Source organism: Roseovarius sp. MMSF_3298 (assembly GCF_030733705.1).
GTDB lineage: Bacteria > Pseudomonadota > Alphaproteobacteria > Rhodobacterales > Rhodobacteraceae > Roseovarius > Roseovarius confluentis.
Genome location: NZ_JASHIN010000005.1, coordinates 168,331 through 191,518, shown reverse-complemented (window position 1 = coordinate 191,518; position 23,188 = coordinate 168,331). Strand labels below are relative to the sequence as shown.

General features: G+C 63.4%; 21 protein-coding genes and 1 tRNA gene. 10 read left to right on the top strand and 12 right to left on the bottom strand.

The window, feature by feature from the left end; translation table 11 throughout:
- The 7 genes from RBB18_RS07130 to RBB18_RS07100 all read right to left on the bottom strand — a co-directional run.
- A partial coding sequence (locus RBB18_RS07130; RefSeq protein WP_306121239.1) for a hypothetical protein occupies window positions 1–426 on the bottom strand: 426 nt, incomplete at its 3' end.
- Window positions 427–457: 31 nt separating this feature from the next.
- Complete coding sequence (locus tag RBB18_RS07125) at window positions 458–1,063, bottom strand: hypothetical protein (RefSeq protein WP_306110641.1); 606 nt, start codon at window positions 1,061–1,063, stop codon at window positions 458–460.
- A gap of 73 nt (window positions 1,064–1,136) precedes the next feature.
- Window positions 1,137–2,321 (bottom strand): hypothetical protein, encoded by a 1,185-nt coding sequence (locus tag RBB18_RS07120; RefSeq protein WP_306110640.1) that lies wholly within the window; start codon window positions 2,319–2,321, stop codon window positions 1,137–1,139.
- A gap of 71 nt (window positions 2,322–2,392) precedes the next feature.
- Window positions 2,393–3,700: a hypothetical protein gene (locus tag RBB18_RS07115; RefSeq protein WP_306121238.1), complete on the bottom strand. Its 1,308-nt coding sequence runs from the start codon at window positions 3,698–3,700 to the stop codon at window positions 2,393–2,395.
- 548 nt (window positions 3,701–4,248) lie between these two features.
- Window positions 4,249–4,334 (bottom strand) — tRNA-Leu (locus RBB18_RS07110).
- A 33-nt stretch (window positions 4,335–4,367) separates the two neighbouring features.
- Window positions 4,368–4,913 carry a tetratricopeptide repeat protein gene (locus tag RBB18_RS07105; protein ID WP_306110638.1) on the bottom strand — a complete coding sequence of 182 codons (546 nt, stop codon included), beginning with the start codon at window positions 4,911–4,913 and terminating at the stop codon, window positions 4,368–4,370.
- Between the two features lie 53 nt (window positions 4,914–4,966).
- Window positions 4,967–5,437, bottom strand: a complete 471-nt coding sequence (locus tag RBB18_RS07100) for an Lrp/AsnC family transcriptional regulator (protein ID WP_274592472.1) — start codon at window positions 5,435–5,437, stop codon at window positions 4,967–4,969.
- 123 nt (window positions 5,438–5,560) lie between these two features.
- On the opposite strand from RBB18_RS07100, the gene putA reads away from it, so the two are divergent.
- The 3 genes from putA to RBB18_RS07085 all read left to right on the top strand — a co-directional run bounded on the left by putA (window position 5,561) and on the right by RBB18_RS07085 (window position 10,354).
- Complete coding sequence (gene putA / locus RBB18_RS07095; protein WP_306110637.1) at window positions 5,561–9,007, top strand: bifunctional proline dehydrogenase/L-glutamate gamma-semialdehyde dehydrogenase PutA; 3,447 nt, start codon at window positions 5,561–5,563, stop codon at window positions 9,005–9,007.
- Between the two features lie 229 nt (window positions 9,008–9,236).
- A complete protein-coding gene (locus RBB18_RS07090; protein ID WP_306110636.1) occupies window positions 9,237–9,983 on the top strand; it encodes a rhomboid family intramembrane serine protease in 747 nt (248 codons plus the stop codon).
- Window positions 9,980–10,354: a GFA family protein gene (locus RBB18_RS07085; RefSeq protein WP_306110635.1), complete on the top strand. Its 375-nt coding sequence runs from the start codon at window positions 9,980–9,982 to the stop codon at window positions 10,352–10,354. The genes RBB18_RS07090 and RBB18_RS07085 overlap by 4 nt, the downstream gene beginning before the upstream one ends.
- Window positions 10,355–10,451: 97 nt before the next feature.
- Here the strand turns inward: RBB18_RS07085 and RBB18_RS07080 are convergent, their stop codons facing one another.
- The gene (locus tag RBB18_RS07080; protein WP_306110634.1) at window positions 10,452–11,240 is read right to left on the bottom strand and encodes an inositol monophosphatase family protein; all 789 of its coding nucleotides are present in this window, start codon (window positions 11,238–11,240) and stop codon (window positions 10,452–10,454) included.
- A 172-nt stretch (window positions 11,241–11,412) separates the two neighbouring features.
- Here RBB18_RS07080 and RBB18_RS07075 point away from each other — a divergent pair, with 172 nt between their 5' ends.
- Window positions 11,413–12,009, top strand: a complete 597-nt coding sequence (locus tag RBB18_RS07075) for an HD domain-containing protein (RefSeq protein WP_306110691.1) — start codon at window positions 11,413–11,415, stop codon at window positions 12,007–12,009.
- A 40-nt stretch (window positions 12,010–12,049) separates the two neighbouring features.
- Here the strand turns inward: RBB18_RS07075 and RBB18_RS07070 are convergent, their stop codons facing one another.
- Window positions 12,050–13,660, bottom strand: coding sequence for a hypothetical protein (locus RBB18_RS07070; RefSeq protein WP_306110633.1), 1,611 nt, complete (start codon window positions 13,658–13,660; stop codon window positions 12,050–12,052).
- 237 nt (window positions 13,661–13,897) lie between these two features.
- Between RBB18_RS07070 and RBB18_RS07065 the strand changes: the two genes are divergently transcribed.
- The 3 genes from RBB18_RS07065 to RBB18_RS07055 all read left to right on the top strand — a co-directional run bounded on the left by RBB18_RS07065 (window position 13,898) and on the right by RBB18_RS07055 (window position 18,511).
- Window positions 13,898–16,984, top strand: coding sequence for a valine--tRNA ligase (locus RBB18_RS07065; protein WP_306110632.1), 3,087 nt, complete (start codon window positions 13,898–13,900; stop codon window positions 16,982–16,984).
- A 198-nt stretch (window positions 16,985–17,182) separates the two neighbouring features.
- On the top strand, window positions 17,183–18,289 hold the full coding sequence (locus RBB18_RS07060) for a pyridoxal phosphate-dependent aminotransferase (RefSeq protein ID WP_306110631.1): 1,107 nt from the start codon (window positions 17,183–17,185) through the stop codon (window positions 18,287–18,289).
- A 57-nt stretch (window positions 18,290–18,346) separates the two neighbouring features.
- Window positions 18,347–18,511, top strand: a complete 165-nt coding sequence (locus RBB18_RS07055) for a hypothetical protein (RefSeq protein ID WP_170067139.1) — start codon at window positions 18,347–18,349, stop codon at window positions 18,509–18,511.
- On the opposite strand, the gene RBB18_RS07050 is transcribed toward RBB18_RS07055, so the two are convergent.
- Window positions 18,508–19,704, bottom strand: a complete 1,197-nt coding sequence (locus RBB18_RS07050; protein ID WP_306110630.1) for an alanine--glyoxylate aminotransferase family protein — start codon at window positions 19,702–19,704, stop codon at window positions 18,508–18,510. The two genes, RBB18_RS07055 and RBB18_RS07050, sit on opposite strands and share 4 nt — an antisense overlap.
- A gap of 127 nt (window positions 19,705–19,831) precedes the next feature.
- On the opposite strand from RBB18_RS07050, the gene RBB18_RS07045 reads away from it, so the two are divergent.
- Window positions 19,832–20,515: a tyrosine-protein phosphatase gene (locus RBB18_RS07045; protein ID WP_103762312.1), complete on the top strand. Its 684-nt coding sequence runs from the start codon at window positions 19,832–19,834 to the stop codon at window positions 20,513–20,515.
- 6 nt (window positions 20,516–20,521) lie between these two features.
- Here RBB18_RS07045 and RBB18_RS07040 read toward each other — a convergent pair whose 3' ends face one another.
- The gene (locus tag RBB18_RS07040) at window positions 20,522–21,196 is read right to left on the bottom strand and encodes a TIGR04283 family arsenosugar biosynthesis glycosyltransferase (protein WP_306110629.1); all 675 of its coding nucleotides are present in this window, start codon (window positions 21,194–21,196) and stop codon (window positions 20,522–20,524) included.
- A gap of 67 nt (window positions 21,197–21,263) precedes the next feature.
- Between RBB18_RS07040 and RBB18_RS07035 the strand changes: the two genes are divergently transcribed.
- Window positions 21,264–21,995, top strand: coding sequence for a folate-binding protein YgfZ (locus RBB18_RS07035; protein WP_306110628.1), 732 nt, complete (start codon window positions 21,264–21,266; stop codon window positions 21,993–21,995).
- Between the two features lie 48 nt (window positions 21,996–22,043).
- Here RBB18_RS07035 and efp read toward each other — a convergent pair whose 3' ends face one another.
- A complete protein-coding gene (efp, locus tag RBB18_RS07030) occupies window positions 22,044–22,607 on the bottom strand; it encodes an elongation factor P (protein ID WP_103762309.1) in 564 nt (187 codons plus the stop codon).
- A gap of 218 nt (window positions 22,608–22,825) precedes the next feature.
- Between efp and RBB18_RS07025 the strand changes: the two genes are divergently transcribed.
- Window positions 22,826–23,146: a DUF6280 family protein gene (locus tag RBB18_RS07025; protein ID WP_103762308.1), complete on the top strand. Its 321-nt coding sequence runs from the start codon at window positions 22,826–22,828 to the stop codon at window positions 23,144–23,146.
- Window positions 23,147–23,188: the final 42 nt, after the last annotated feature.

Sequence of the window (23,188 nt, the reverse complement as noted above, 5' to 3'; positions counted from 1 at the left end):
CCCCCCCCACGACGCGCGCGCCTGCTCCGCTTGCTCAGCCTCCCACGCGCTTATAGCGGCGTCCAATGCGTCTTCGAATGCTGCCTCCTCCTCCGCGTTTGTATCCGAACCGACAGTGTCTGACCGAGCGTTGTTGGCTGTCGCCTCGGATGGGTCGGCTTCCGGCGCACCAGGTGTCATTACTAGAATGTCGGTCTCCTCCGCGGAATCGGATGCGCTGGCTGGATCGATTTCCGCTTGGCCGTACGGCTGCGCCGCCTCGATTTCCTGCGCAATGTACTGCCCAGGAACATCGTTTTGACCTGCCGGATCCGAGGAGAGTTCAGGGTTGGGTACGACCTCGGGGACTTGATCTATCGACGAAAGATCTTGGGACAGTTCCGGAAGATCCTGAGCGATCCCCCCACCCCCGGTCAGCCAAAACATCATGTGCGCTGTCAGAAGACCGCGCACAGTTTCAATTCCCCGTCTGTGTAATATTCGCGACCATGCCGCCGGTCTGGGTCACGACGATCGGAGGCGCGCCGTTGCCGTATTGCTGAAGGTTTGCAACATTGTTGCTGTCAAACTGATTGAGTTCCATAATGTTGTTCTGCCCTTCCTGCAGCATGTCCGCGCTGTTGTCCGCGCCATTCTGCCGAAGGGTCATCGCGTTGTTCTCGCCGATCTGGGTCTGGAACGCCACGTTATTCAATCCGACCTGTGACAGCGTCGCCTCGTTGCGATCCGAGACCGGGTTGTTCGTCGAGGACTGGCTGATGCTAAACGAGTTGACGGTGCCGTTGATCAGCACTTCGGCAATGTTGCCAAAACCGCTTTGTGCGATGTTACCCTGGTTGTTCGAACCGCTCAGGCGGATAAGAGCACTTTGATCCTCACCGCGCTGATCGATGGCCAGAACGCTCGAGCCACTATCCGTGGTCACCTCCGCCAAGTTGTCCGTGCCGATCTGGTCAATCGTCACCTCTCCCGACAGGTTGATCTGGTCGAGGTTATCCTGGGCGAAGGACAGATTTGGCCACAGGAAAAGACAGGCGGCGCACAGGTATGTCGTTCGGGTCATGGTGTCCTACCTTGCTGCAAGGTACCGCCAGGCCCGAAGGCCTGACAGCGTGAGTTTAGCACATCTGCGCAGGTTACTGCATCACATTCGAGCTGTTGCCGATGCCCTGTTGCGTGATGCCCGAGAAGTTGCCGGCCGTAGCGGTCTGGTTGACCGTCGCGGTATTGCCCAGCGGACCGACGATGCTCGGACCGGTCTGCGCGATTTCGCTGGTGTTATCCGACATGCCCTGAGTCACCGAGGCGACATTGATCAAGCCGTCCTGGCTGATCAGGCTCGAATGCCCGTCGCCCGTCTGCATCACGGTCGCCAGGTGACCGCCAAGCGGCGCCTGGTTGATCGTGCTCATGTTGTCGTCGCCCAGCTGGGTGACGGTCGCGGTTGCGCCAGAGGGCACGGCAGGCAGATCGCCATTTGCCGATGACTGCGTGACCGTGCTGGTATTGCGCTCGCCATCTTGCGTGACGTTCGCAGTATTGCCCAGCCCAGGCAGGCCGCCCGATTGGGTGATCGTCGATGCGTTGTCGGCACCCGCCTGAACGTTCGATGCAAAGCCGGACTCGCCACCCTGCTCGATGACCGAGTTGTGGCCAAGGCCGGTTTGCGAGATGTCGGCAGTGTTGTCGTTGTCGGTCGACGCCGGGTTAAGCAACCCGGTTCCGCTGCCCTGGTTGATGGACGCTATGTTGTCGTCGCCGTCCTGGCCGATGGTGGCGAGGTTGTTGGAGCCGCCGTTCGTTCCGACGATCTGTGTCGTATTGGCGGCGTTCCCCGTGCCGGTTTGCGTGATATCAGCCGTGCTGTCGGTGATATCGGCGGGGTTGACCGGAAATGTACCTACGATCGGAATCGTGACTGTCGCCGCGCCCGGACCCTGCTGGGCCGATGCCGTGTTGCCCGATCCGCTCTGGTTGATGCCGGCAGTGTTGCCGCCCTGCGTCGAGTCCTGAAGGATCGTCGCAGTGTTCGCCGCACCGTTTGCCGCATTGTCTTGCGTGATCGACGCGGTCTGGGTGCCCGAGCCTTCAAGCTGGTCGATGTCTGCGATGTTGGTGCCGGATCCGCCGCCGTCGGACTGGGTCACGTCGGCGACGTCATTGTCACCGTTCTGGAAAATGGTGGAAGAGCCACCGGTGCCACCTGTCTGGGTGACGGTAGAGGTATTGGTCGCACCGATCTGTTCGATGGTGCTGTCATTGGCAAAGGCCGGCGCCGTGAAGGCGATGGTCATGGCCGAGGTCAGAAGAAGGTTTTTCATTTTTCTGTTCCATTGAAAAAGGATTGATGAGCACCCCGCGCGATTGCCCGCGCGGGGTGCGCTTGATCAGCTTATTGGCTGACCGTTGCCGTGTTGCCGGTACCCGTCTGCGTGATGTTCGACATGTTGCCGCTGGTCACCATCTGGCTGACGGTGGCCGTGTTCCCGTCACCCGATTGCGTGATCGAGCTCCAGTTGTCATCGCTGGCTTGCGTGACGCTTGCCATCTGGTTCGCGTCGGACTGGGTAATCATGCTTTCGTTCATGTTGCCCGACTGATCGACCATCGCGGTTTGGAAATCACCCTGCTGCATGATCGTGCTCAGGTTACCCGTACCGGACTGCGTGAGCGTCGCCTCAGCACCCTCGCCATCAGACTGGTTGATGGTGCTCATGCCGCTGGTGCCGCTTTGTGTGACCGACGCCATGGAGCTGGTGTTGGTCTGTTCGACATCGCTGGTGTTACCCGTTCCGCTTTGCGTGACGGTCGCGGTGGAAAAACGGCTCTGCCCGAGTTGATCGATGGTCGAGCTATCCCCCGTGCCGGTTTGCTCGACCGTAGCGGTGACGGAGCGCGCGCGCTGGGTGATCTCGCTGCTGTTGTTGTCACCGTTCTGGGTGACCGAGGCGGTCATCTCACTGTTCGGTCCTTGCGAGACGTCCGAGAAGTTGCCTTCACCCATCTGGAACACGTCAACCAGTGCGGCCGAGCCACGCTGCTGCACGTTGGACGCGTTGCCGACACCGTCTTGGTACACGTTGGCATCGGTGAACGGGTTGGCATCTTGGTCAAACACGTTCTGCAACACGGTCGAGGTGTTGTCCTGACCGATCTGGTCGTTGCGCGCGGTCACGCCTGAGCCGGCACCGTCGCTCGGCGGCTGGTTCGGATTGCCCGACTGCACGATGCTCGAGTCGTTGCCAGAGCCGTCCTGGATGATGCGGCCGTTCAGGCTGAAGCCCGAGGGGATGCCATCCGGCGGAACTTGCTGCGTACCGTTCGAGTTCTGGTCGATCGACGCCGTGTTGGTCGGCGAGTTCGGCTGGTCCGGGTTTGACTGTTCGATCCGGGCGCGGGCGTTGCCACCCAGCTGGTTGATCGTCGCCATGTTGGTCGGAATCTGAAAGCCGGGAATGCCGTTCGGGTCTTCGGACTGGGTCACCTCGGCAAGGTTGCCGCTGCCGTCCTGCGAGATGGCCGAGACGCCTTCGTTGCCGCCGGTCTGGTCGACATTTGCGGTGTTCGAGAGGCCGATCTGGTCGATCGTGACAATCCGAAATACGTGACATTTTTGAATCACCTCGAAGCGACCGTATATGTCAATTGAGTAACAGGTGGGAAATTTCGTTTTGAAGTGAAGTACTTGTGAACCGTCCACATAATCATCACGGCCGAATGAGGCTCGAACGAAATCTTTTCACAACAACACCTTAAGGAAGACTTCGTTAAGAAAAATTCTAGCTCAGATAGAAGCGCGGCCACCTCGCTAAACAAAAGCGCATCGTGAAGCCGAGCAGAATTGTGGCTTTATCGGCTGCAGGATTAGGTCTGGTCGAATCAATCGGTCTCGCAAACGTCTGACTGCATTCCAGCGCGTCCGATGCATTAACAAGAGTTCGACCTTCACCCCGAACCACAACCAACAGTCTTGTAATTGCCCCAACATTCTTGAGGCGAATATAGATCGCAGCCTTCGGCGATGGCTTCGAACATGATGCTCCCGCGGGGCAAGCCCGTCGAGGCTCTTATGCGGGCGGTGATGGTTGGGGTCGTTGCGCCATGCCGCAATCATGCTGCGCCAAAGCTCGATTTCGTAAACGTTGAACGGTTGGCCCACACTCCGCCAGGTGAAAGCTGTAGAGACACTCCCCACAACCTCTCTAGCCAAGGCATTTGTAGCAAAGAGTTTTTCAAATAACATCAAGGTGGTACCCGCGGCCGGACTCGAACCGGCACGGCCTTTCGGCCTGGAGATTTTAAGTCTCCTGTGTCTACCATTCCACCACGCGGGCTCAGCTTCCCGTCGTAGCGTGCAGGCGTCGCGATCACAACTCTTCTTCGCTTTGTTCCAGCACCGGCAGCAAATGTCGTTCGCCCAGCCACGGATTCATCCGCAGCGCCTCCCGCAACGCCAGTGCCGCCTCACCCGGCCGGCCCAGGGCGTGCAGGGTCAGCGCCTGTCCGGTCCGCGCCGCTACATGGCGCGGCTGCAATTCCAGTGTCCGCTCCAGATCGGGCAGCGCCGCGTCGAAATCTTGCCGCAGGAAATGGATAAAGGCCCGCTGGTTGTACCCTTCGGCATAGTCCGGACAATAGGCCACCAGCGCCTCCGCCGCCGCCATCGCCGCGTCATAGTCGTACGCCTCGCGCCGCGCCATTGCCTCGTCCAGAAGCCCTTGCGCCTTATCGTCCGGCGCCTCGGCCCAAAGCGCCCACATCTTGTCCGACAGCGCCCGCCCCGCCGCCTCGTCCGGTGCATCCTGCGCCGCCTCGATCAGCCGCGACAGCTCCGCCCCATGGTCGGGCGCGTCCGGACAGGTCTCGGCCCAGGTCGGACCGGCCAGCACGCAGGCAATCAGCAAATGTCTCATGGGATCAATGATGCGCCCCGCGCCCGCGAAATCAACGCGCAAATCCGCCCGGTTCAGAACACCTCTGACAGCGCGTTTTCCTTCACAGCCTCCATCGCCACGTAGGTCGAGGTTTTCGACACATGCGGCAAGGTGCTGATCTGTTCGGCCAGCACCCGGCGATAGTCCTGCATGTCCTGTGTCCGGATCTTCATCAGGTAATCGAAATTCCCCGCGATCAGATGCACCTGTTCGATCTCGGGGATCCGCTTCACCGCCGCGTTGAACTCCGCCAGCGCGCTTTCCCGCGTATCGGTCAGGCTGACCTCCACGAAACTCACGTGGTCCAGCCCCAGCCGGATCGGGTCCACCAGCGCCCGGTACCCCGAGATCACGCCGTCCCGCTCCAGCTTGCGCAGCCGCGCCTGTGTCGGCGACTTCGACAAGCCGATCCGCCCGGCCAGTTCGGTGATGCTGATCCGCCCCTCCGCAACCAGCACGCGAAGAATCGCCTTGTCGAACTGATCCAGCTCGCTTGCATCCATTTGACTTGTCCTCCCGGTGAATTACCGTCCGTTTATCCCGCGCAACCACACCAATCGGGAAATCAGATCAGAAATACAGTGATACACTAGTCCAAACCGCCACCCCCCAGCAAGAGGACCGCAATGCCCTACGATTCCGACCTGCGCCGTGTGATCGACCAGACCACCTATGCCGAGGAGGCCGAAACCGTCGCCCGCCTGACCGAGGTGGCGGGGCTCACGGAAGAGGACCGCGTGCGCATATCGAAATCCGGCGCCGACCTCGTGCGCCGCATCCGCAACCAGTCGGACCCGGGGTTGATGGAGGTGTTCCTCGCCGAATACGGTCTTTCCACCGACGAGGGCATCGCGCTGATGTGCCTGGCCGAAGCGCTCCTGCGCGTGCCCGACGCCGACACGATCGACGCCCTGATCGAGGACAAGATCGCGCCGTCGGACTGGGGCAAGCACATGGGCCATTCCACCTCGCCGCTGGTCAACGCCTCGACCTGGGCACTGATGCTGACCGGCAAGGTGCTGAAGGACGACAATCCGGGCCCCGTCGGCCACCTGCGCGGCGCCATCCGCCGCCTGGGCGAGCCCGTCATCCGCACCGCCGTCGGCCGCGCCATGCGCGAAATGGGCCGCCAGTTCGTGCTGGGCGAGACCATCGACGCGGCCATGGACCGCGCCGCGAAGATGGAGAAGAAGGGCTACACCTACTCCTACGACATGCTGGGCGAGGCCGCGCGCACCGATGCCGACGCCATCCGCTATCACCTGGCCTATTCCCGCGCGATCAGCGCCATTTCCAACGCCTGCACGCACAAGGAAATCCGCAAGAACCCCGGCATCTCGGTCAAACTTTCGGCGCTCCACCCCCGCTACGAGGTCGCGCAACAGCATCAGGTCATGGACGTTCTGATGCCCCGCCTGCGCTCTCTCGCCATCCTCGCGAAATCCGCCCGCATGGGCCTCAACATCGACGCCGAAGAGGCCGACCGCCTGTCGCTCTCGCTCGAGGTGATCGAGGCCACGCTTTCCGAGCCGTCGCTGGCCGGATGGGACGGCTTCGGCGTCGTGGTGCAGGCCTACGGCCAACGCGCTTCCCACGTCCTCGACTACCTGCATGACCTTTCGCAAAAGCTGAACCGCCGCATCATGGTCCGCCTGGTGAAAGGCGCCTACTGGGACACCGAGATCAAGCAGGCCCAGGTCGAAGGCATCGACGGCTTCCCGGTCTTCACCTCGAAACCTGCGACCGACATTTCCTACATCGCCAATGCGCGCAAGCTCCTGTCGATGACCGATCACATCTACCCGCAATTCGCCACGCACAACGCCCATACCGTGGCCGCCATCCTCGACATGGCGCGCGAGATGGAGAAAGGCCCCGAGACCTTCGAATTCCAGCGCCTGCACGGCATGGGCGAGTCGCTGCATAACATCGTCATGAAGGACCACGGCACCAACTGCCGCATCTACGCCCCCGTCGGCGCCCACCGCGACCTGCTGGCCTATCTGGTGCGCCGCCTTCTGGAAAACGGCGCCAACTCCAGCTTCGTCAATCAGATCGTGGACGAGGACGTCGCCCCCGAAACCGTCGCCCGCGACCCGTTCGAGGCCTACAAGGACGACCGCCCACAACTGCCCACCGGGCCGGAACTCTTCCTGCCCGAACGCCCCAATTCCAAGGGCTTCGACCTCAAGCACCAGCCGACGCTCGACGTGATCGAGGCCGCCCGCGGCCCCTTCGCCAACGCCACGTGGGACGCAGCCCCGCTGATCGCGGGCAAGGCGGCCCCGGAAGACCCCGAAGCGGTCTCGAACCCCGCCGACCCTTCCGACAGCCCCGGCACCGTCGCAACGGCCAGCAAGGCCGACATCGAAACCGCGCTGTCCTCGGCCGCGCCCTGGGACGCCTCGATCGAGGAGCGCGCGAAAATCCTCAACGCCGCCGCCGATCTCTACGAGGAAAACTTCGGCGAGATCTTCGCCATCCTCGCCCGCGAGGCCGGCAAGACCCCGATGGACGCCGTGGCCGAACTGCGCGAGGCCGTGGACTTCCTGCGCTATTACGCCGCCAACGCGCCGCAGGACCCGCCCGTGGGCACCTTCACCTGCATCAGCCCGTGGAACTTCCCGCTGGCGATCTTCACCGGCCAGATCAGCGCCGCCCTGGCTGCCGGCAACGCCGTGCTCGCCAAACCGGCCGAGCAGACTCCGCTGATCGCCCATTACGCCATCTCGCTCATGCACAAGGCCGGCGTGCCGAAAACCGCCGTGCAACTCCTGCCCGGCGCGGGCGACGTGGGCGCGGCGCTCACGTCTGACGCCCGCATCGGCGGCATGGCCTTCACCGGCTCGACCGAAACCGCGCTCAAGATCCGCGCCACCATGGCCAAGAACCTCGCCCCCGGCGCGCCGCTCATCGCCGAAACCGGCGGGCTCAACGCCATGATCGTCGATTCCACCGCCCTGCCCGAACAGGCCGTGCAGGCGATCGTCGAATCCGCTTTCCAGTCGGCGGGCCAACGCTGCTCCGCCCTGCGCTGCCTCTACGTACAAGAGGACGTGGCCGAGGGCTTTACCGAAATGCTCACCGGCGCGATGGACGCGCTTTCCATGGGCAAACCGTGGTCACTCTCGACCGATGTCGGCCCCGTGATCGACACCGAGGCCCGCGACGGCATCGCCGCCCATATCGAACAGGCCCGCGCCGACGGCCGCCTCATCCACGAGATCCCCTCGCCCAATTCCGGCTGCTTCATCGCGCCCACGCTGATCAAGGTGAACGGGATCGAGGACATGCAGCGCGAAATCTTCGGCCCCGTCCTGCACATGGCCACCTTCAAGTCGCACAACCTCGACAAGGTGATCGGCGCCATCAACGGCACCGGCTATGGCCTGACCTTCGGCCTGATGACCCGCATCGACGACCGCGTCCAGCACGTGACCGAGGCGGTGCACGCCGGCAACATCTACGTCAACCGCAACCAGATCGGCGCCATCGTCGGCAGCCAACCCTTTGGCGGCGAAGGCCTTTCCGGCACCGGCCCCAAGGCGGGCGGCCCCAACTACCTCGCGCGCTACACGTCCCGTCCGGCGGATCACACGGATGCCACCTGGGACAAAGACATGGACGCCAAGGCTGTGCAATCCGCGCTCGACAAGGCCGCCAAGGGCCACACGCCCGACCCGGTCGAGGCCATTGTCCTGCCCGGCCCCACCGGCGAATCCAACCGCCTGACGGCCCACGCCCGCCCGCCGCTCCTCTGCCTCGGCCCGACCAAGGAGATGGCCGAGGCGCAGGCCAAGGCCGTCGAGGCCCTGGGCGGCCGCGCCCTGCGTACCACCGGCAAAGTCGAGCCGGATGCCCTCACCACGCTCTCGGGCTTCTCCGGCGCGCTTTGGTGGGGTGACGCCGACACGGCCCGTGCCTATGCATCGGCGCTCAGCCAGCGCAATGGCCCGATCCTGCCGCTGATCACCGGCCTGCCCGATACCGGCCACGTCATGGGCGAACGCCTTGTTTGCGTCGACACCACGGCGGCAGGCGGCAATGCGGCCCTTCTGGGTGGCGTCGCTTGAGCAAAGGCCGGCGCCCCGGCTTTTTCTTGCTGAAAATACTCATATCCCGCCGCCCGCCACGGGCGCGGGATATGACGTATGACACCTCGCCAAGACCACCGCGCCCATTTTCTGCGCAGAAAATGGATTGGAAAATACAAATTTTCCAAATCAGAATTTGCGCAAATTCTGCCCGCCCGGCCGCACGCGCGCGCTTGACCTTCCCGCGGCGCGCGGCCACCTTGCGTCAATGATCCCCATACGCGACCATAACCCCTCGGGGCGTATCCCATTCGTCACCTACGGGCTGATGATCCTCAATATCGGGATCTTCCTCAGTTACTTCCCCGCGCTGTCGGGCGATCCGCGCGCGTTGATGGTGTTCTATTACGACTGGGCGATGGTCCCGGCGCGGGTCACCAGCGAGGGCACCTATACCACCCTCATCACCTCCACCTTCCTGCACGGCGGCTGGATGCACCTTGCCGGCAACATGCTGTTTTTGTGGATCTTCGGGGACAACATGGAAGAGGAATTCGGCCATGTGGGCTACCTCCTCTTCTACCTCGCCTGCGGGCTTGCCGCCAGCGGCGCGCAACTCGTTTCGGCGCCGCTCAGCCAGGTGCCCACGGTCGGCGCCTCGGGCGCCATCGCCGGGGTGATGGGCGGCTACCTGCTCCTGTTCCCCAAGGCCAAGATCGACATCTTCATCTTTCTCGTCTTCATCATCCGCATCATCTCGGTCCCGGCCTGGATCATGCTGGGCCTCTGGTTCTTCTTCCAGCTTTTCGGCGGCGCCGGCAGCAGCGCGGATGATGGCGGCGTGGCCTACTGGGCCCATGCGGGCGGCTTCGTGGCCGGGCTCATTCTGACCCTGCCGCTCTTCCTGCGCCGCGGCGGCCCCGCCTATTGGGACCGCACCGAGGGCCATCCGCCACACCCGGAAGCGAAATACAAGCTCAGCCGCACGAACATCCCCAAGGTCACACGCAAATGACCCTGCACACCGCCAGTTGTCATTGCGGCGCGGTGCGCTTCACCGTCGATATCGACGGGCCCATCCAGGGCGCGATGCGCTGCACCTGTTCGTACTGCCGTCGCCGCGCGGCCCCCAATATCAGCGTGCCCCTGTCCCGCCTCACCATCACCCAAGGCGCCGACAACCTCAGCCTCTACACCTGGGGCACCGGCACGGCGCAGCACTATTTCTGCAAGACCTGCGGGATCTACACGCACCACCAGCGCCGCTCGGACCCAACCGAGTATGGCATCAATCTCGGCTGCATCGACGGCCAGAACCCGGCAGACCACGAGCCGATCCCGTGGAACGACGGCGTCAACCACCCCTCGGACGCGAAAAAGACCTAAGGCGTTTCCGGGTCAGTCTGAAACATGCATCGCTTTTTGCCTCTCAAGAGGCAGTGAAAAGCGATCCAGTGTGTCCCTGAAACGCTCTAGACCGGCCTCAGGTATTGCGGATGATCCCGGCGAACTTGTCGAAAATCGCCTCGTTGGCGCAGACCACGTTCCCGTCTTCCAACAGTTCGCCCCCGGGCGTCAGCGACTCGACGAAGCCGCCGGCCTCTTTCACGATGATGACACCCGCCGCAATGTCCCAGGCGTTCAGCCTGCGCTCCCAGAACCCTTCGTAGCGGCCCGCCGCGACATAGGCCATGTCCAGCGCCGCCGACCCCCAGCGCCGCACGCCCGCGCAGGTCGGCATCAGCCGCGCCAGGTCCTGCAACGTCGCAGGCAGGTCGCCGCGCCCGCCGAAGGGCACGCCGGTGGCAAAGATCGACTCGATCAGCTTGGACCGGCCCGACACCCGCAGGCGCTTTTCGTTGATGAACGCACCCTCGCCCTTCTCGGCCAGGAACATCTCGTCCTTGGCGGCGTCGAAAATGACCCCCCCCACGACCTGCCCCTTGTGCTCCAGCGCGATCGAAACACACCAATGCGGCAGCCCGTGCAGGAAATTCGTCGTCCCGTCCAGCGGGTCCACGATCCAGCGCCGCGTCGGGTCCTTGCCCTCTTCGCCGCCGCCCTCTTCGGCCAGCCAGCCATAGGTCGGCCGCGCGCCCATCAGCTCTTCTTTAAGGATCGCCTCGGCCGCGATGTCGGCGCGGCTGACGAAATCGCCCGCGCCCTTCATGCTGACCTGAAGGTTCTCGACCTCGCGGAAATCCTTGACCAGCGACCGCCCCGCCTTGCGTGCGGCTTTCAGCATGATGTTGAGATTGGCACTGCCGGGCATGTCTCGGGCTCCTTTGGGGTCAGGCCGCGCGTATACGCGCGCCGGTCGCGCACCGCAAGAGGCCGCAAGCGCCAGCGCGGCCCCCCCCCCTTTCCACTCCCGCGCCCTGCGCCTAGCATGGCGGCAAAAGCAAAGGAGGTCCGGCGTATTGGACAAGGTCAGCTTCACCCAGATGAAGGACGGCACCAGGGAAGATTACGAATTCCTGACCGCCCACGAGATCGACCACACCAAGCATACCGCGCAGCGCCTGCTCAAGGCGCTGGTCGAACTGGACGAAAGCCTGTCAGGCTACCAGATCACCCGGCTGGGCCATTCGGTGCAATCGGCCACCCGTGCCTGGCGCGACGGGGCCGATATCGATTGGGTCGTGGGCGCGCTTTTGCACGATATCGGCGACATTTACGCGCCCTACAATCACGACGAATACGCCGCCACGATCCTGAAACCCTTCGTGCGCGAGCAGGTCACGTGGTGCGTCGCCACCCATGGCGATTTCCAGATGCTATACTACGGCCACCACCTCGACGGCGCCGATCCGAACAAGCGCGACCGCCACGCCGGCCACGCCTATTTCGACGACTGCGCCGAATTCTGCGAACGCTGGGACCAGGCCTCGTTCGATCCCGGCTACGACACCCTGCCGCTCGAGTTTTTCGCGCCCATGGTCGAAGAGGTCTTCGCCCGCACGCCCTATGACCCGGACGTGATCCGCCCCGGCGCGCGCGAACCGCTGGTCGATCCGGAGAGAGCCGCCGAACGCGGCTGAAACCGTCGCGCCCCGTCACCCGGGGCGCGACCTTGGCGCGCTAGTCCGTCGATGCGATCGTCGGCGCGTTGGGATAGCTGGTGCAGGTCCCGTGGCTGCCCGCCGGGTCCTGGCAGGCAGCGTTCAGGATGCCCCAGATGAAATCCACCTGCGTCGCCGTCACCGTGGGTCCGCCCACGCCGTAGAACCAGCTGGGATTGGGCGTGCCCATTTCCACCTGCTGATAGCCCAGCAGGTTGGGCCGCCAGCCCGCGCCCACACCGGCCAGGGTCGAGGTGCCGTCCTCGTCCGCCGCCGCCTGCGAATGGCAGGTCGTGCAGCTGGCCGAATTGACGAACCCGCCCTCGGTGATCGTGGCGCCGGTGCCCGTCGGGAGCCCCGTCGCCGTGGTGAACGAGGTCTGGGTGCCCTTGAGGCGATAGTTCTTCCACGCCGGATCCTCGGCGCTGATCGTCCGTGGGTCCGGATCGGTGGCTGCCGTGGCGATGCCCATCTCCTGGAACAGCGCCTGCAACTCCGCCGTGATCTCCTCGCCCGTCTCGGCTGGGTCATAGACCTCGCCACTCACGAACAGCGGGTCATTCCCCGTCACCTTGTCGTCGTTCAGCTCGATCTTCGGCGGGATGAACCCGGTGCCGAAATTCGCGCCCGCCTGCGCCGTGGGGTTCGCGTCGTAGCCAAAGCTGTCATTGCACCCGATGTAATCACAGCGTCCCTGGTTGGCGACATGCTCCATCGCGTACCAGTGCCACGTCGGCAGGTCCTTCGATGCGTTCGTCATCGCCAGCATGTAGTAATAGCCCGGCACTTGCTCTTCCCCGCCATCGCCGTCCAGGTAGACGGTCAGGTAGGGATAATCAGGGTTGTTCGGCACGTCGCTGCCGTCGATATCCTGGATAAGACCCTGGTCCATCAGGATATCCTGGTGCAGGAAATCCGCCTTCACCATCACCGCGTCGATCGGGAATCGCACCTCCAGCGCATGCGCGCCCGCGATGTCGCCCGCCTTGATCGCCGCGTTCTGCGCCCGGTTGCGCGCGCCCAGCCCCTCGCGGGAATAAAGGTCGTTTCGATAGATGTAGTCGGTCATCGACTTGTTGCGGAACACCAGCTCCAGCTCCAGGTCCCGCAGCAGCCGCCCGGGGTCGATCTCGTCGGCGGGCACAAGGCCCCTGTGATTGATCACCCCTTGCGCCGGCTTGCCGTTGGGCGTCGCGGGCAGCGGGCTGATCGGATCATAATCCGCCCTGAAAACCGGGCATTGAGTCGGCTGATCCCCCTGCACCGGCGCCGCGTCGGGATCGCAGCAATTGCTGGTCACCTCCGCGCTGCACAGCGGCAGCGGGCTCTCGGGCCAGATCGTCTGGTCGATCCCCCAGGTCCAGAACTCGGCGGCCACCGCGTTGGTCAGCTGCGCCCATGCAAAGGCATCGGGACAGGTCGCCGCCCCCGACACCGCGTTGATCCCGGCGATTGCGGCCGTGCCGTTCTCGACCGTGACCGCGCAGGTGTCGGCATCCTGCACGAAACTGCGGTACAGCATGAATTTCTGCAATCCGTTCGGCCCGTCCTGCGCCTGAACCGGCAGCGACGCCAGTCCCGCAACTGCGGCCAGAATGGCCGACCGTCCGGTGAATCTCGGTATCATCATCTGAAAAACCCTTCGTTTGCTTGAAATGAACCCATCTGTCACTCGCACCAATGGGCTTACCTTACGTAAGTCAGCGATTCCCGCTAAGGTTTATTTTGATTTTTTTGTTTACCTTTAGATTGTTCCACCCAACCCCGCCGCGCCGCACCCCAAGAAAATGCCGCCCGCGTCTTTCCCTCGCCCTGCCATTTCGGTATTCCGGCCAAGACCTCATTTTCCGATCACGGGACCCGCATCATGGCGATGGAAAAGACCTTCAACGCAGCCGAGGCCGAACCGCGCCTCTCCGAAGCCTGGGAAACCTCAGGGGCCTTCAAGGCCGGCGCCAACGCCAAGCCAGGGGCCGAGACCTATTCCATAATGATCCCGCCCCCGAACGTGACGGGGTCGCTGCACATGGGTCATGCCTTCAACAACACGTTGCAGGACATCCTGATCCGCTGGCACCGGATGCGCGGCTTCGACACGCTGTGGCAGCCCGGCACAGACCACGCCGGCATCGCCACCCAGATGGTAACCGAGCGCGACATGGCCGCGAATGGCGAGCCCACGCGCACGGAAATGGGCCGTGAGGAGTTCGAAAAGCGCGTCTGGCAGCAGAAGATCAAGTCGCGCGGCACCATCATCGGGCAACTGAAGCGCCTCGGCGCCTCCTGCGACTGGTCGCGCGAGGCGTTCACCATGTCCGGCGCCCCCTCGGCCCCCGAGGGCGAGGAGGGCAATTTCCACGACGCCGTCATCAAGGTCTTCGTCGACATGTTCGAGAAGGGCCTCATTTATCGCGGCAAGCGGCTGGTCAACTGGGACCCGCATTTCGAGACCGCCATCTCCGACCTCGAAGTCGAGAATACCGAGGTCGCGGGCCACATGTGGCACTTCAAGTACCCGCTGGCGGGTGGGGCCACCTACACCTATGTCGAGCGCGACAAAGACGGGAATGTCACCCTCGAAGAAGAGCGCGACTATATCTCCATCGCCACCACGCGCCCCGAAACCATGCTGGGCGACGGGGCGGTCGCGGTTCATCCGTCAGATGAACGGTACGCCCCAATCGTCGGAAAACTTTGCGAAATTCCCGTTGGTCCGAAAGAGCACCGCCGCCTGATCCCGATCATCACCGACGATTACCCGGACCCCGATTTCGGATCGGGCGCGGTCAAGATCACCGGCGCGCATGACTTCAACGACTACGCCGTGGCGCAGCGTGGAGGCATCCCCATGTACCGCCTGATGGACACCAGGGGCGCGATGCGCGACGACGGCCCGGCCTATGCCAGGATGGCCGAGATCGCCATGGCCGTCGCCAAGGGTGAGCGCACCCTGACCGAGGCCGAGGCCGACACGATCAACCTCGTCCCCGACGATCTGCGGGGCCTCGATCGCTTCGAGGCGCGCGAAAAGGTCGTCCGGCAGATCACCGACGAGGGTCTCGCGGTCAATGTTGAAAATGATCAAGGCGAGACCGTGCCGCTTGTGGAAAATAAGCCGATCATGCAGCCTTTTGGCGACCGCTCGAAGGTCGTGATCGAGCCGATGCTGACCGATCAGTGGTTCGTCGCCACCGACAAGATCGTCGGCCCCGCCATCGAGGCGGTGAAATCCGGCGAGGTCACCATCCTGCCCGAGCAGGACCGCAAGGTCTATTTCAACTGGCTGGAAAACATCGAGCCGTGGTGCATCTCGCGCCAGCTCTGGTGGGGGCACCAGATTCCGGTCTGGTACGGGTTCGACCTTGCCGCACCGGACTTCCGCGATGCCGAAGGCGACGGGGCCCTCGATCTTGTTGAAATGCTTGACGTTCTCAACGAAAGCCACTTCGCACCTCTGATGGAATGCGGCCACGATTTCGAGGCCACCGCACAAGCCTTCGCGGCGCAGCTCACCGACCTGCCCACGCCCCTGCAATCCATGACCGTGGTCGAGGCGAAGGACCGCGAGGATGCCCTGCATCAGCTTGCCTCCAGCCTTGCCGACTACACCGCCAGCCAGGACCCGACGCATCTCGTCTACCCGGTCTGGCGCGACCCCGACGTGCTCGACACCTGGTTCTCGTCGGGCCTCTGGCCCATCGGCACACTGGGCTGGCCCGAAAAGACCCCCGAGCTGGAAAAATACTTTCCCACCAGCGTGTTGGTCACCGGCTTCGACATCATCTTCTTCTGGGTCGCCCGGATGATGATGATGCAATACGCCGTCGTGGGCGAAAAGCCGTTCTCGGACGTCTATGTCCACGCGCTGGTGCGCGACGAGAAGGGCAAGAAGATGTCCAAGTCGCTTGGCAATGTGCTCGACCCGCTGGAACTGATCGACGATTACGGCGCCGACGCCGTCCGCTTCACCCTGACGGCCATGGCGGCCATGGGCCGCGACCTGAAGTTGTCGCCGCAACGCATTGCAGGATATAGAAATTTCGGCACCAAGCTCTGGAACGCCGCCCGTTTCGCCGAAATGAACGAGGCGGTCGGCAGCACCGGCGCGATCCCGCAGCCGAAACAGACCGTAAACCGTTGGATTCTCGGCGAAACCGCCAAGACCAAGGCGCTCGTCGATACGGCCCTTTCGCAGTATCGCTTCAACGATGCCGCCAACACGCTTTATGCCTTCGTCTGGGGCACGGTCTGCGACTGGTACGTGGAATTCTCCAAGCCGCTCCTGCTCGACGGCACGGGCGAGGTGAAGCGTGAGACGCAAGACACCATGGCCTGGGTCATCGACCAGTGCCTGATCCTGCTGCACCCCATCATGCCCTTCATCACCGAAGAGCTCTGGGGCACACTGGCCAAGCGCGAAAGCATGCTGATCCACGCCGACTGGCCCACCTATGGCGACGAGTTGATCGACGCCGAGGCCGATGCCGAGATGAACTGGGTCATCGCCCTGATCGACTCCGTCCGTTCCGCCCGCGCGCAAGTGCACGTGCCCGTGGGACTCTACACGCCACTCCTCGTGACCGAGTTCTCGAAATCCGCGCGCCTTGCCTGGGACAACAACGCCACGATGATCAAGCGCCTTGCCCGGATCGAGGCACTGGAAGTCGTCGACAGCTTCCCCAAGGGCTGCATCACCATCCCCGCCGAGGGCGCCAGCTTCGGCCTGCCCCTGGCCGACGTCATCGACGTGGCCGAGGAAAAGGCGCGGCTGGAAAAGACCCTCGGCAAGCTGGAAAAGGAACTTGGCGGCCTGCGCGGCCGGCTGAACAACCCCAAGTTCGTCGAAAGCGCCCCGGAAGAGGTGGTCGAGGAAGCGCGCGAAAATCTCGCCGCCCGGGAAGAGGAAGAAAGCAAGCTGCGCGCCGCCCTCGACCGGCTGGCTGAACTGGGCTGACAAATCCCGGCTTTTTCTTGCTTAAAATACTCATAACGCCACGTCCGCCCCGGGCGTGGCGTTAACTTTTCCGGGTGCCGGAAATTGGCACCGACGCGATGCCACCCAAATACCGACGCGATACCGACACGGGATTCGGGCGTTAACCTCTCCACCCTTCGCCTTGCACCCGGCCCGGCTTTGACGTTACCTCTCCGCATGACCGGCCCACGCTATACCGATATCGTCCGCGCCCTGCCCGCCTCGGTCCCCTTTGTCGGCCCCGAGGTCCGCGAGCGCGAAACTGGCACGCCCTTCGCCGCCCGTCTCGGCGCCAACGAGAACGTCTTCGGGCCTTCGCCCAAGGCCATCGCGGCGATGCAGGAGGCAGTCCACGACATCTGGAAATACAGCGACGCCACCAGCCACGATCTGCGCCACGCGCTGGCCGCGCACCACGGTATAGCCCCTGAAAATATCGTTGTGGGCGAAGGGATTGACGGCCTTCTGGGGTATCTTGTCCGCCTGCTGGTCGAACCCGGCGATGCCGTCGTCACCTCCAACGGAGCCTATCCCACCTTCAACTACCACGTCGCGGGGTTCGGCGGGGAGCTCCACAAGGTTCCCTACAAGGACGATCACGAAGACCCGACCGCGCTCTTTACTAGGGCGAAAGAGGTCGGTGCGAAACTCGTCTACCTCGCCAACCCCGACAACCCGATGGGCACATGGCACGATGGCGCGGTGATCCGCGCCGCGCTCGATGATCTGCCCCAAGGCTGCCTCCTGATGCTCGACGAGGCCTATATCGAATTCGCCCCCGACGGCACCGCGCCGGAGCTGGACATAGACGACCCGCGCGTCATCCGAATGCGCACCTTTTCAAAGGCTTACGGCATCGCCGGGGCCCGCATCGCCTATGCCATGGGCGCGCCTGACCTGATCCAGAGCTTCGACAAGATCCGCAACCATTTCGGCGTCAACCGTATCGCCCAGTCCGGTGCACTGGCGGCCTTGCAGGACGAGGCGTGGCTGACCAAGACGGTCGCATGGATGTCCGAGGCCCGCGACCGCATCGCCGAGATCGCCGCCGCCAACGGCCTGCACAGCCTGCCTTCGGCGGCCAATTTCGTCGCCGTCGACTGTGGCCACGATGGCGATTTCGCCCGCATGGTCCTGAATGAACTGATCGAACGCGACCTCTTCGTGCGCATGCCGGGTGTCGCCCCGCTAAACCGATGCATCCGCATCAGCTGTGGGCGCCCGCAGGATCTCGACCTGCTGGCACAGGCCCTGCCCGAAGCGCTGGCGGCGGCCCGTTCGTAAAATTTAACTGACAGCAACATTTCCTGCACTAAAATCACGTGTATGAGACGTGGCCAGATGCAAGAAGCACCGAACTATACCAATGCCGCATTGGTCATGGGGCTGGTCAATTTGCTTTGGATTTTCATGGCCTTGTGGATCATGTTCGGCCTGCCCGTGGTCATGGCCGTGGGCTACGGGCTGAACCTGTTGATCACGCGATTCAGCCGTTCGAACGCCTAGGCCGCGGCCAGAACCTGCGCCGCCTTCTGCACCGCACCATCGCCATGCGCGATATTCAGCGCAGTCAGCCCCGCCTCGACCGCCCCCAGCACACCCAGCAGCGCGTGACCGTTCAGGTGGCCCATATGCCCGATCCGGAAATAACCGGTGCTGCGCGGGTCCTCCTCGGTCTGCATGCCCAGCCCGATCCCCAGCGTGACGCCCATATGCGCCTCGACCCATTGGCGCAGCTCTTCGCCCAACGGCTTGCCGATCGCCAGTGACGTCACGGCCCGGCTACGATGCGCCGCATCCGGAATATTCAGCCTCAGCGGCCCCTCCGCGCTCCACGCCTCGCACGCGGCCCAGACCGCGCGGGCCAGCCGGTCATGCCGCGCCCAGACGGCCTCGATGCCTTCTTCGCCAAGCATATCAAGGGCTTCGCGCAGGCCATACAGGTGATGCGTCGGCGCCGTACCGCCGAAATACTGGTAGAAAAGCTCCGGCTCGGTCCGCGGCCCCCAGTCCCAATACCGGCTGACGCGCGGAACCGTCCGGCGCACGTCCGAAGCCTTTTCATTGAAAAAGACAAAGCCCAAGCCCGGCGGCGTCATCAGCCCTTTCTGGCTGCCCGCGACCATCACGTCGACGCCCCAGGCGTCCATCTCGAACCTGTCACAGGCCAGCGAAGCGATGCAGTCGGCGGCCAGCAGGGCCGGATGCCCCGCCGCATCCATCGCCGCGCGCACCGCGGCCACATCGTTCAGCACCGACGAGGACGTGTCCACATGTGTGACCAGAACCGCCTTGATATCATGCGCTTTATCCGCTCGCAGTGCGTCCTCGACGGTCTGTGGATCGACCGGCGCCTGCCGTCCGAAATCCAGCATCTGCACCTCGATCCCGCGCGCCTCTGCGACCTCGGCCCAGCCGTGCCCGAACCGTCCCGTCGCCAGCACCAGCACCTTTTCCCCGGGCTGCACCGTGTTTGCCAGGCCCGCTTCCCACGCGGCGTGTCCGTTGCCGATATAGATTGCGGCATGTCCCTTGGTCCGCGCCACGCCGCACAGGTCCGCCACCAGCTTCGGCATCATGTCCACCAACTCGCCGACATAGATATTGGGCGAGGCGCGGTTCATCGCCCGCAGCACCCGGTCGGGCATGACCGAAGGGCCGGGAATGGCCAGGTAAGGGCGTCCGCCGGCTCCACTCATCACACGTCTCCATCTCAAGAATTGCGTGCAACTTAGCCGCATCACAAGCGCCGTCAATCGCGCTTGCTTGCCATGGGCGCGGCCTGCCCCTACATGGGGGCGTCATCGCAGACGGCGAAGGGTCTTCATGAAGTTCATCAAGCGGATCACCGAATGGGAGCGCAACCTGCGCGCCTCTTACAACACAGACCTGTCGACGCCGGAAAACCGCCGCCGGGCACGCATCTACAACCTGTGGTTCGACCACGAGATCCTGCGCGGCGTCTGGACCAATTTCTTTCAAATCGCGCCGGGGGTTTACCGCTCCAACCACCCGACGATGAAGCGATTCACGAAGATGAAGGAACAGGGCATCAACACCGTTCTGAACCTGCGCGGCGACTACCCCTCGGCCCACTACTTCACCGAGGTCGAGACCTGCCGCGACCTTGGCCTGGATCTCGTCAGCATCAGCCTCCAGGCCCGTCATGCGCCCCCCGCCGAGGACCTGCTGGCGCTGATCGACACATTCCGGACACTGGAAAAGCCGTTCGTGATGCACTGCAAGTCGGGCGCCGATCGTGCCGGACTCGCCTCGGCGATCTACCTGCTGGTGATCGAAGGGGCACCGCTCGACGTCGCCCGCCGCCAGCTTGGCCTGCGTTACCTGCACGTGCGGCGCTCCAAGACAGGCACGCTCGACCATATCTTCGACGTCTATGAGGCCCGCAATGCCAAGACGCCCATCTCGTTCGAGGACTGGCTGAAGACCGAATACGACCACCTGGCCCTGCAAGCCGATTACCAAGCGAACAACAAACCCTGGTTCTGAGCGCATTCAGTACCGCCGCACCAGGTCCTCGGGCCGGGTCCCGCCGAGGTAGCGCATCAACAACCACAGGTTCCGCCCACCACGGCGCAGCCACCCGTCGCGCCTGTAGCGTTCCGCGCTGGTCGTCACCGTCGCGGGCAAAAGCGTGATCCGCCGCCCCAGCGCCCTTGCAAGGGCCACATCCTCCATCAGGGGGATGTCCGGATAACCTCCGGCGGCATCGTAGTCGAACCGCGACAGCAACAGCCCCTGGTCCCCATAGGGCAGCCCGAAAACGTTGCTACGCAGGTTCGCCCAGCCTGCCACGACCCGCGGCATCAGCCCCCGCGAATCGAACGAAAGCCGGAACGCCGCCGGTCCCTGCCCGTTTGCGATATGCGCCTTCACGACCTCCGGCCAACCCGGCGGCAAACCCGTGTCCGCGTGCAGCACCAACAGCCACTCGCCCCGCGCCACGCGCACGCCCCGCCGCAATTGCCCGCCGCGCGACGCCGCGCCGGTGACCAGCACCGCCCCCGCGGCCTCGGCAATCTGGCTCGTGGCATCCTCCGATCCTCCGTCAGAGATCACCAGTTCCCGGATCAGTCCCGCCTCCAACCCTTCGGCCAGCGCGGGCAGCGACCGCGCCAGCCCGGCCTCGGCGTTCAGTGTCGGCATCACCACGGAAAGTTTTGCCCGCATCGCTGCAAACCCTGTCATTTCATTGCCGGTTTCTTATATGACGCCCATGACAAAGACGAGGCCCCCGATGACCCGCAAGATATTTCAAATCACCGGCGCCGAGGCCAGGTCCTTTCTCCAGGGGCTGGTCACCAACGACATTGCGAAACTGGACCAGGGTCTGGTCTATGCCGCCATGCTGACACCGCAGGGCAAGTATCTCGCCGACTTCCTTCTGGTCCCGTGGGACGGCGCGACCCTGCTCGACGTCGACGAAAGCCTGGCCGACGGGCTGCTGCAACGGCTCAACATGTACAAGCTGCGCGCCGATGTGCAGATCACGCAGACCGACCTTGCCGTCTGGCGTGGGACCGGCGAGCGTCCCGAGGGTGCCTTTGCCGATCCGCGCCACCCTGCCCTCGGCTGGCGCCTTTACGGTGCCGAGTCAGGCGATGACGGCAGCGATTTCGAGGCCATCCGCGTGGCGCATTGCATTCCCCGCACGAATGTCGAGCTGACGCCTGATACCTTCATCCTCGAGGCCGGGTTCGAGCGACTGAACGGCGTCGATTTCCGCAAGGGATGTTATGTCGGGCAGGAAGTGACCGCGCGAATGAAGCACAAGACCGAACTGCGCAAGGGGCTGGCATCCGTTGCGCTCGATGGCAGCGCCCCGGTCGGCACGCCGATCACCGCGGACGGCAAGGACGCGGGCACGCTGTTCACCCAATCGGGCGACCGCGCCATCGCCTATCTGCGATTTAATCGTGCGAAAGGCGCGATGCAGGCGGGATCGGCGACCGTCACCCTGCCCGAGTGACGCGACGTCTCGACGCAGCCGGCCCGGCGCAGGCGGTGCGCCAGAGGATCAGGCGCGTTCGGCGTAATCCATCGTTTCGGTGTTGACGACGATTTCCTCGTCGGGGCCGACGAAAGGCGGCACCATCACCTTTACTCCGTTGTCGAGAATCGCCGGCTTGAAACTGTTGGCGGCCGTCTGCCCCTTGACCACAGGCTCGGTCTCGGCCACGCGGCAGTTCACCTTCTGCGGCAAAGTCGCGTTCAGCGCCTCGTTCTCGTAAAATTCGACGGTGATCGTCATGCCGTCCTGAAGAAAGGGACGGCGCTCACCCAAAAGCTCGGCAGGCAGTTCGATCTGCTCGTAAGTCTCTGAATCCATGAAGACAAGCATTCCGTCCGTCTCATAAAGGAACTGCTGATCCTTTTGCTCCAGCCGGACGCGCTCGACTTTGTCAGCACTTCTAAACCGTTCGTTAAGCTTTGATCCGTTACGAAGGTTGCGCAACTCCACCTGGGCGAACGCGCCGCCTTTGCCGGGCTTGACGTGATCCACTTTGACGGCACTCCAAAGGCCATCATTGTGCTCTAGGACGTTACCGGGACGTATTTCGTTTCCGTTGATTTTGGGCATTGTGACGAAACCATGACAAGAGGTTGATCGATATTAGTCCAACCCTATATCTAGCGAAGCGATGACGTGCAAGACGACGACATATCGTGCTGCAAGCGCAGCCAGCCATGCGGGAAATGCAAGGGTGTTATGTGATTGGGGGCTATCCGAATCGCAAAAAACTCTCCATAACCGGCGTCACGCCTGAAGCACAAGAGCAATAAAAACAAGGACGAAACATGAAAGATTTCGTTGACGGTACGGCTTTCAACGCTGAACAAGGCAACCGTGCCCGCAAACTCTTCGCAGCCGTCGTACTGGCTGCTCTGGACGACGCCATTGCCGACGACAAGAAGTATGGCAATGGGCCGGAACAGATCGCCCGCTGGGCCCGTTCCCGCGATGGACGCGAGGTGTTGTCCTGCGCCGGGATCGACCCGAACGAACGTGTCGTGACCGGTCTGATGGATTTCGTGGGCAAAGGTGTGCGCACCTCGGTTGCCCTGTCGCGCGAGGAAAGCGAGCGTCGCAATGCCGCCGCGCAGGCCGAAGCCGCCTGACACGCGACAAACCCCAAAGTGAAAGAGCCCTGCCGATGCGGC

Bases quoted from the DNA above. Each gene is read 5' to 3' on its own strand.
- RBB18_RS07100 (WP_274592472.1), bottom strand. From the start codon at position 5,437: ATGGATGCAAGCGAGCTGGATCAGTTCGACAAGGCGATTCTTCGCGTG.
- RBB18_RS07065 (WP_306110632.1), top strand. From the start codon at position 13,898: ATGGCGATGGAAAAGACCTTCAACGCAGCCGAGGCCGAACCGCGCCTC.
- RBB18_RS07035 (WP_306110628.1), top strand. From the start codon at position 21,264: ATGACCCGCAAGATATTTCAAATCACCGGCGCCGAGGCCAGGTCCTTT.
- RBB18_RS07085 (WP_306110635.1), top strand. From the start codon at position 9,980: ATGACCCTGCACACCGCCAGTTGTCATTGCGGCGCGGTGCGCTTCACC.
- RBB18_RS07060 (WP_306110631.1), top strand. From the start codon at position 17,183: ATGACCGGCCCACGCTATACCGATATCGTCCGCGCCCTGCCCGCCTCG.
- RBB18_RS07075 (WP_306110691.1), top strand. From the start codon at position 11,413: ATGAAGGACGGCACCAGGGAAGATTACGAATTCCTGACCGCCCACGAG.
- putA (WP_306110637.1), top strand. From the start codon at position 5,561: ATGCCCTACGATTCCGACCTGCGCCGTGTGATCGACCAGACCACCTAT.
- RBB18_RS07080 (WP_306110634.1), bottom strand. From the start codon at position 11,240: ATGCCCGGCAGTGCCAATCTCAACATCATGCTGAAAGCCGCACGCAAG.
- RBB18_RS07090 (WP_306110636.1), top strand. From the start codon at position 9,237: ATGATCCCCATACGCGACCATAACCCCTCGGGGCGTATCCCATTCGTC.
- RBB18_RS07045 (WP_103762312.1), top strand. From the start codon at position 19,832: ATGAAGTTCATCAAGCGGATCACCGAATGGGAGCGCAACCTGCGCGCC.
- RBB18_RS07070 (WP_306110633.1), bottom strand. From the start codon at position 13,660: ATGATGATACCGAGATTCACCGGACGGTCGGCCATTCTGGCCGCAGTT.
- RBB18_RS07025 (WP_103762308.1), top strand. From the start codon at position 22,826: ATGAAAGATTTCGTTGACGGTACGGCTTTCAACGCTGAACAAGGCAAC.
- RBB18_RS07050 (WP_306110630.1), bottom strand. From the start codon at position 19,704: ATGAGTGGAGCCGGCGGACGCCCTTACCTGGCCATTCCCGGCCCTTCG.
- RBB18_RS07120 (WP_306110640.1), bottom strand. From the start codon at position 2,321: ATGAAAAACCTTCTTCTGACCTCGGCCATGACCATCGCCTTCACGGCG.
- efp (WP_103762309.1), bottom strand. From the start codon at position 22,607: ATGCCCAAAATCAACGGAAACGAAATACGTCCCGGTAACGTCCTAGAG.
- RBB18_RS07040 (WP_306110629.1), bottom strand. From the start codon at position 21,196: ATGCGGGCAAAACTTTCCGTGGTGATGCCGACACTGAACGCCGAGGCC.
- RBB18_RS07055 (WP_170067139.1), top strand. From the start codon at position 18,347: ATGCAAGAAGCACCGAACTATACCAATGCCGCATTGGTCATGGGGCTG.
- RBB18_RS07125 (WP_306110641.1), bottom strand. From the start codon at position 1,063: ATGACCCGAACGACATACCTGTGCGCCGCCTGTCTTTTCCTGTGGCCA.
- RBB18_RS07105 (WP_306110638.1), bottom strand. From the start codon at position 4,913: ATGAGACATTTGCTGATTGCCTGCGTGCTGGCCGGTCCGACCTGGGCC.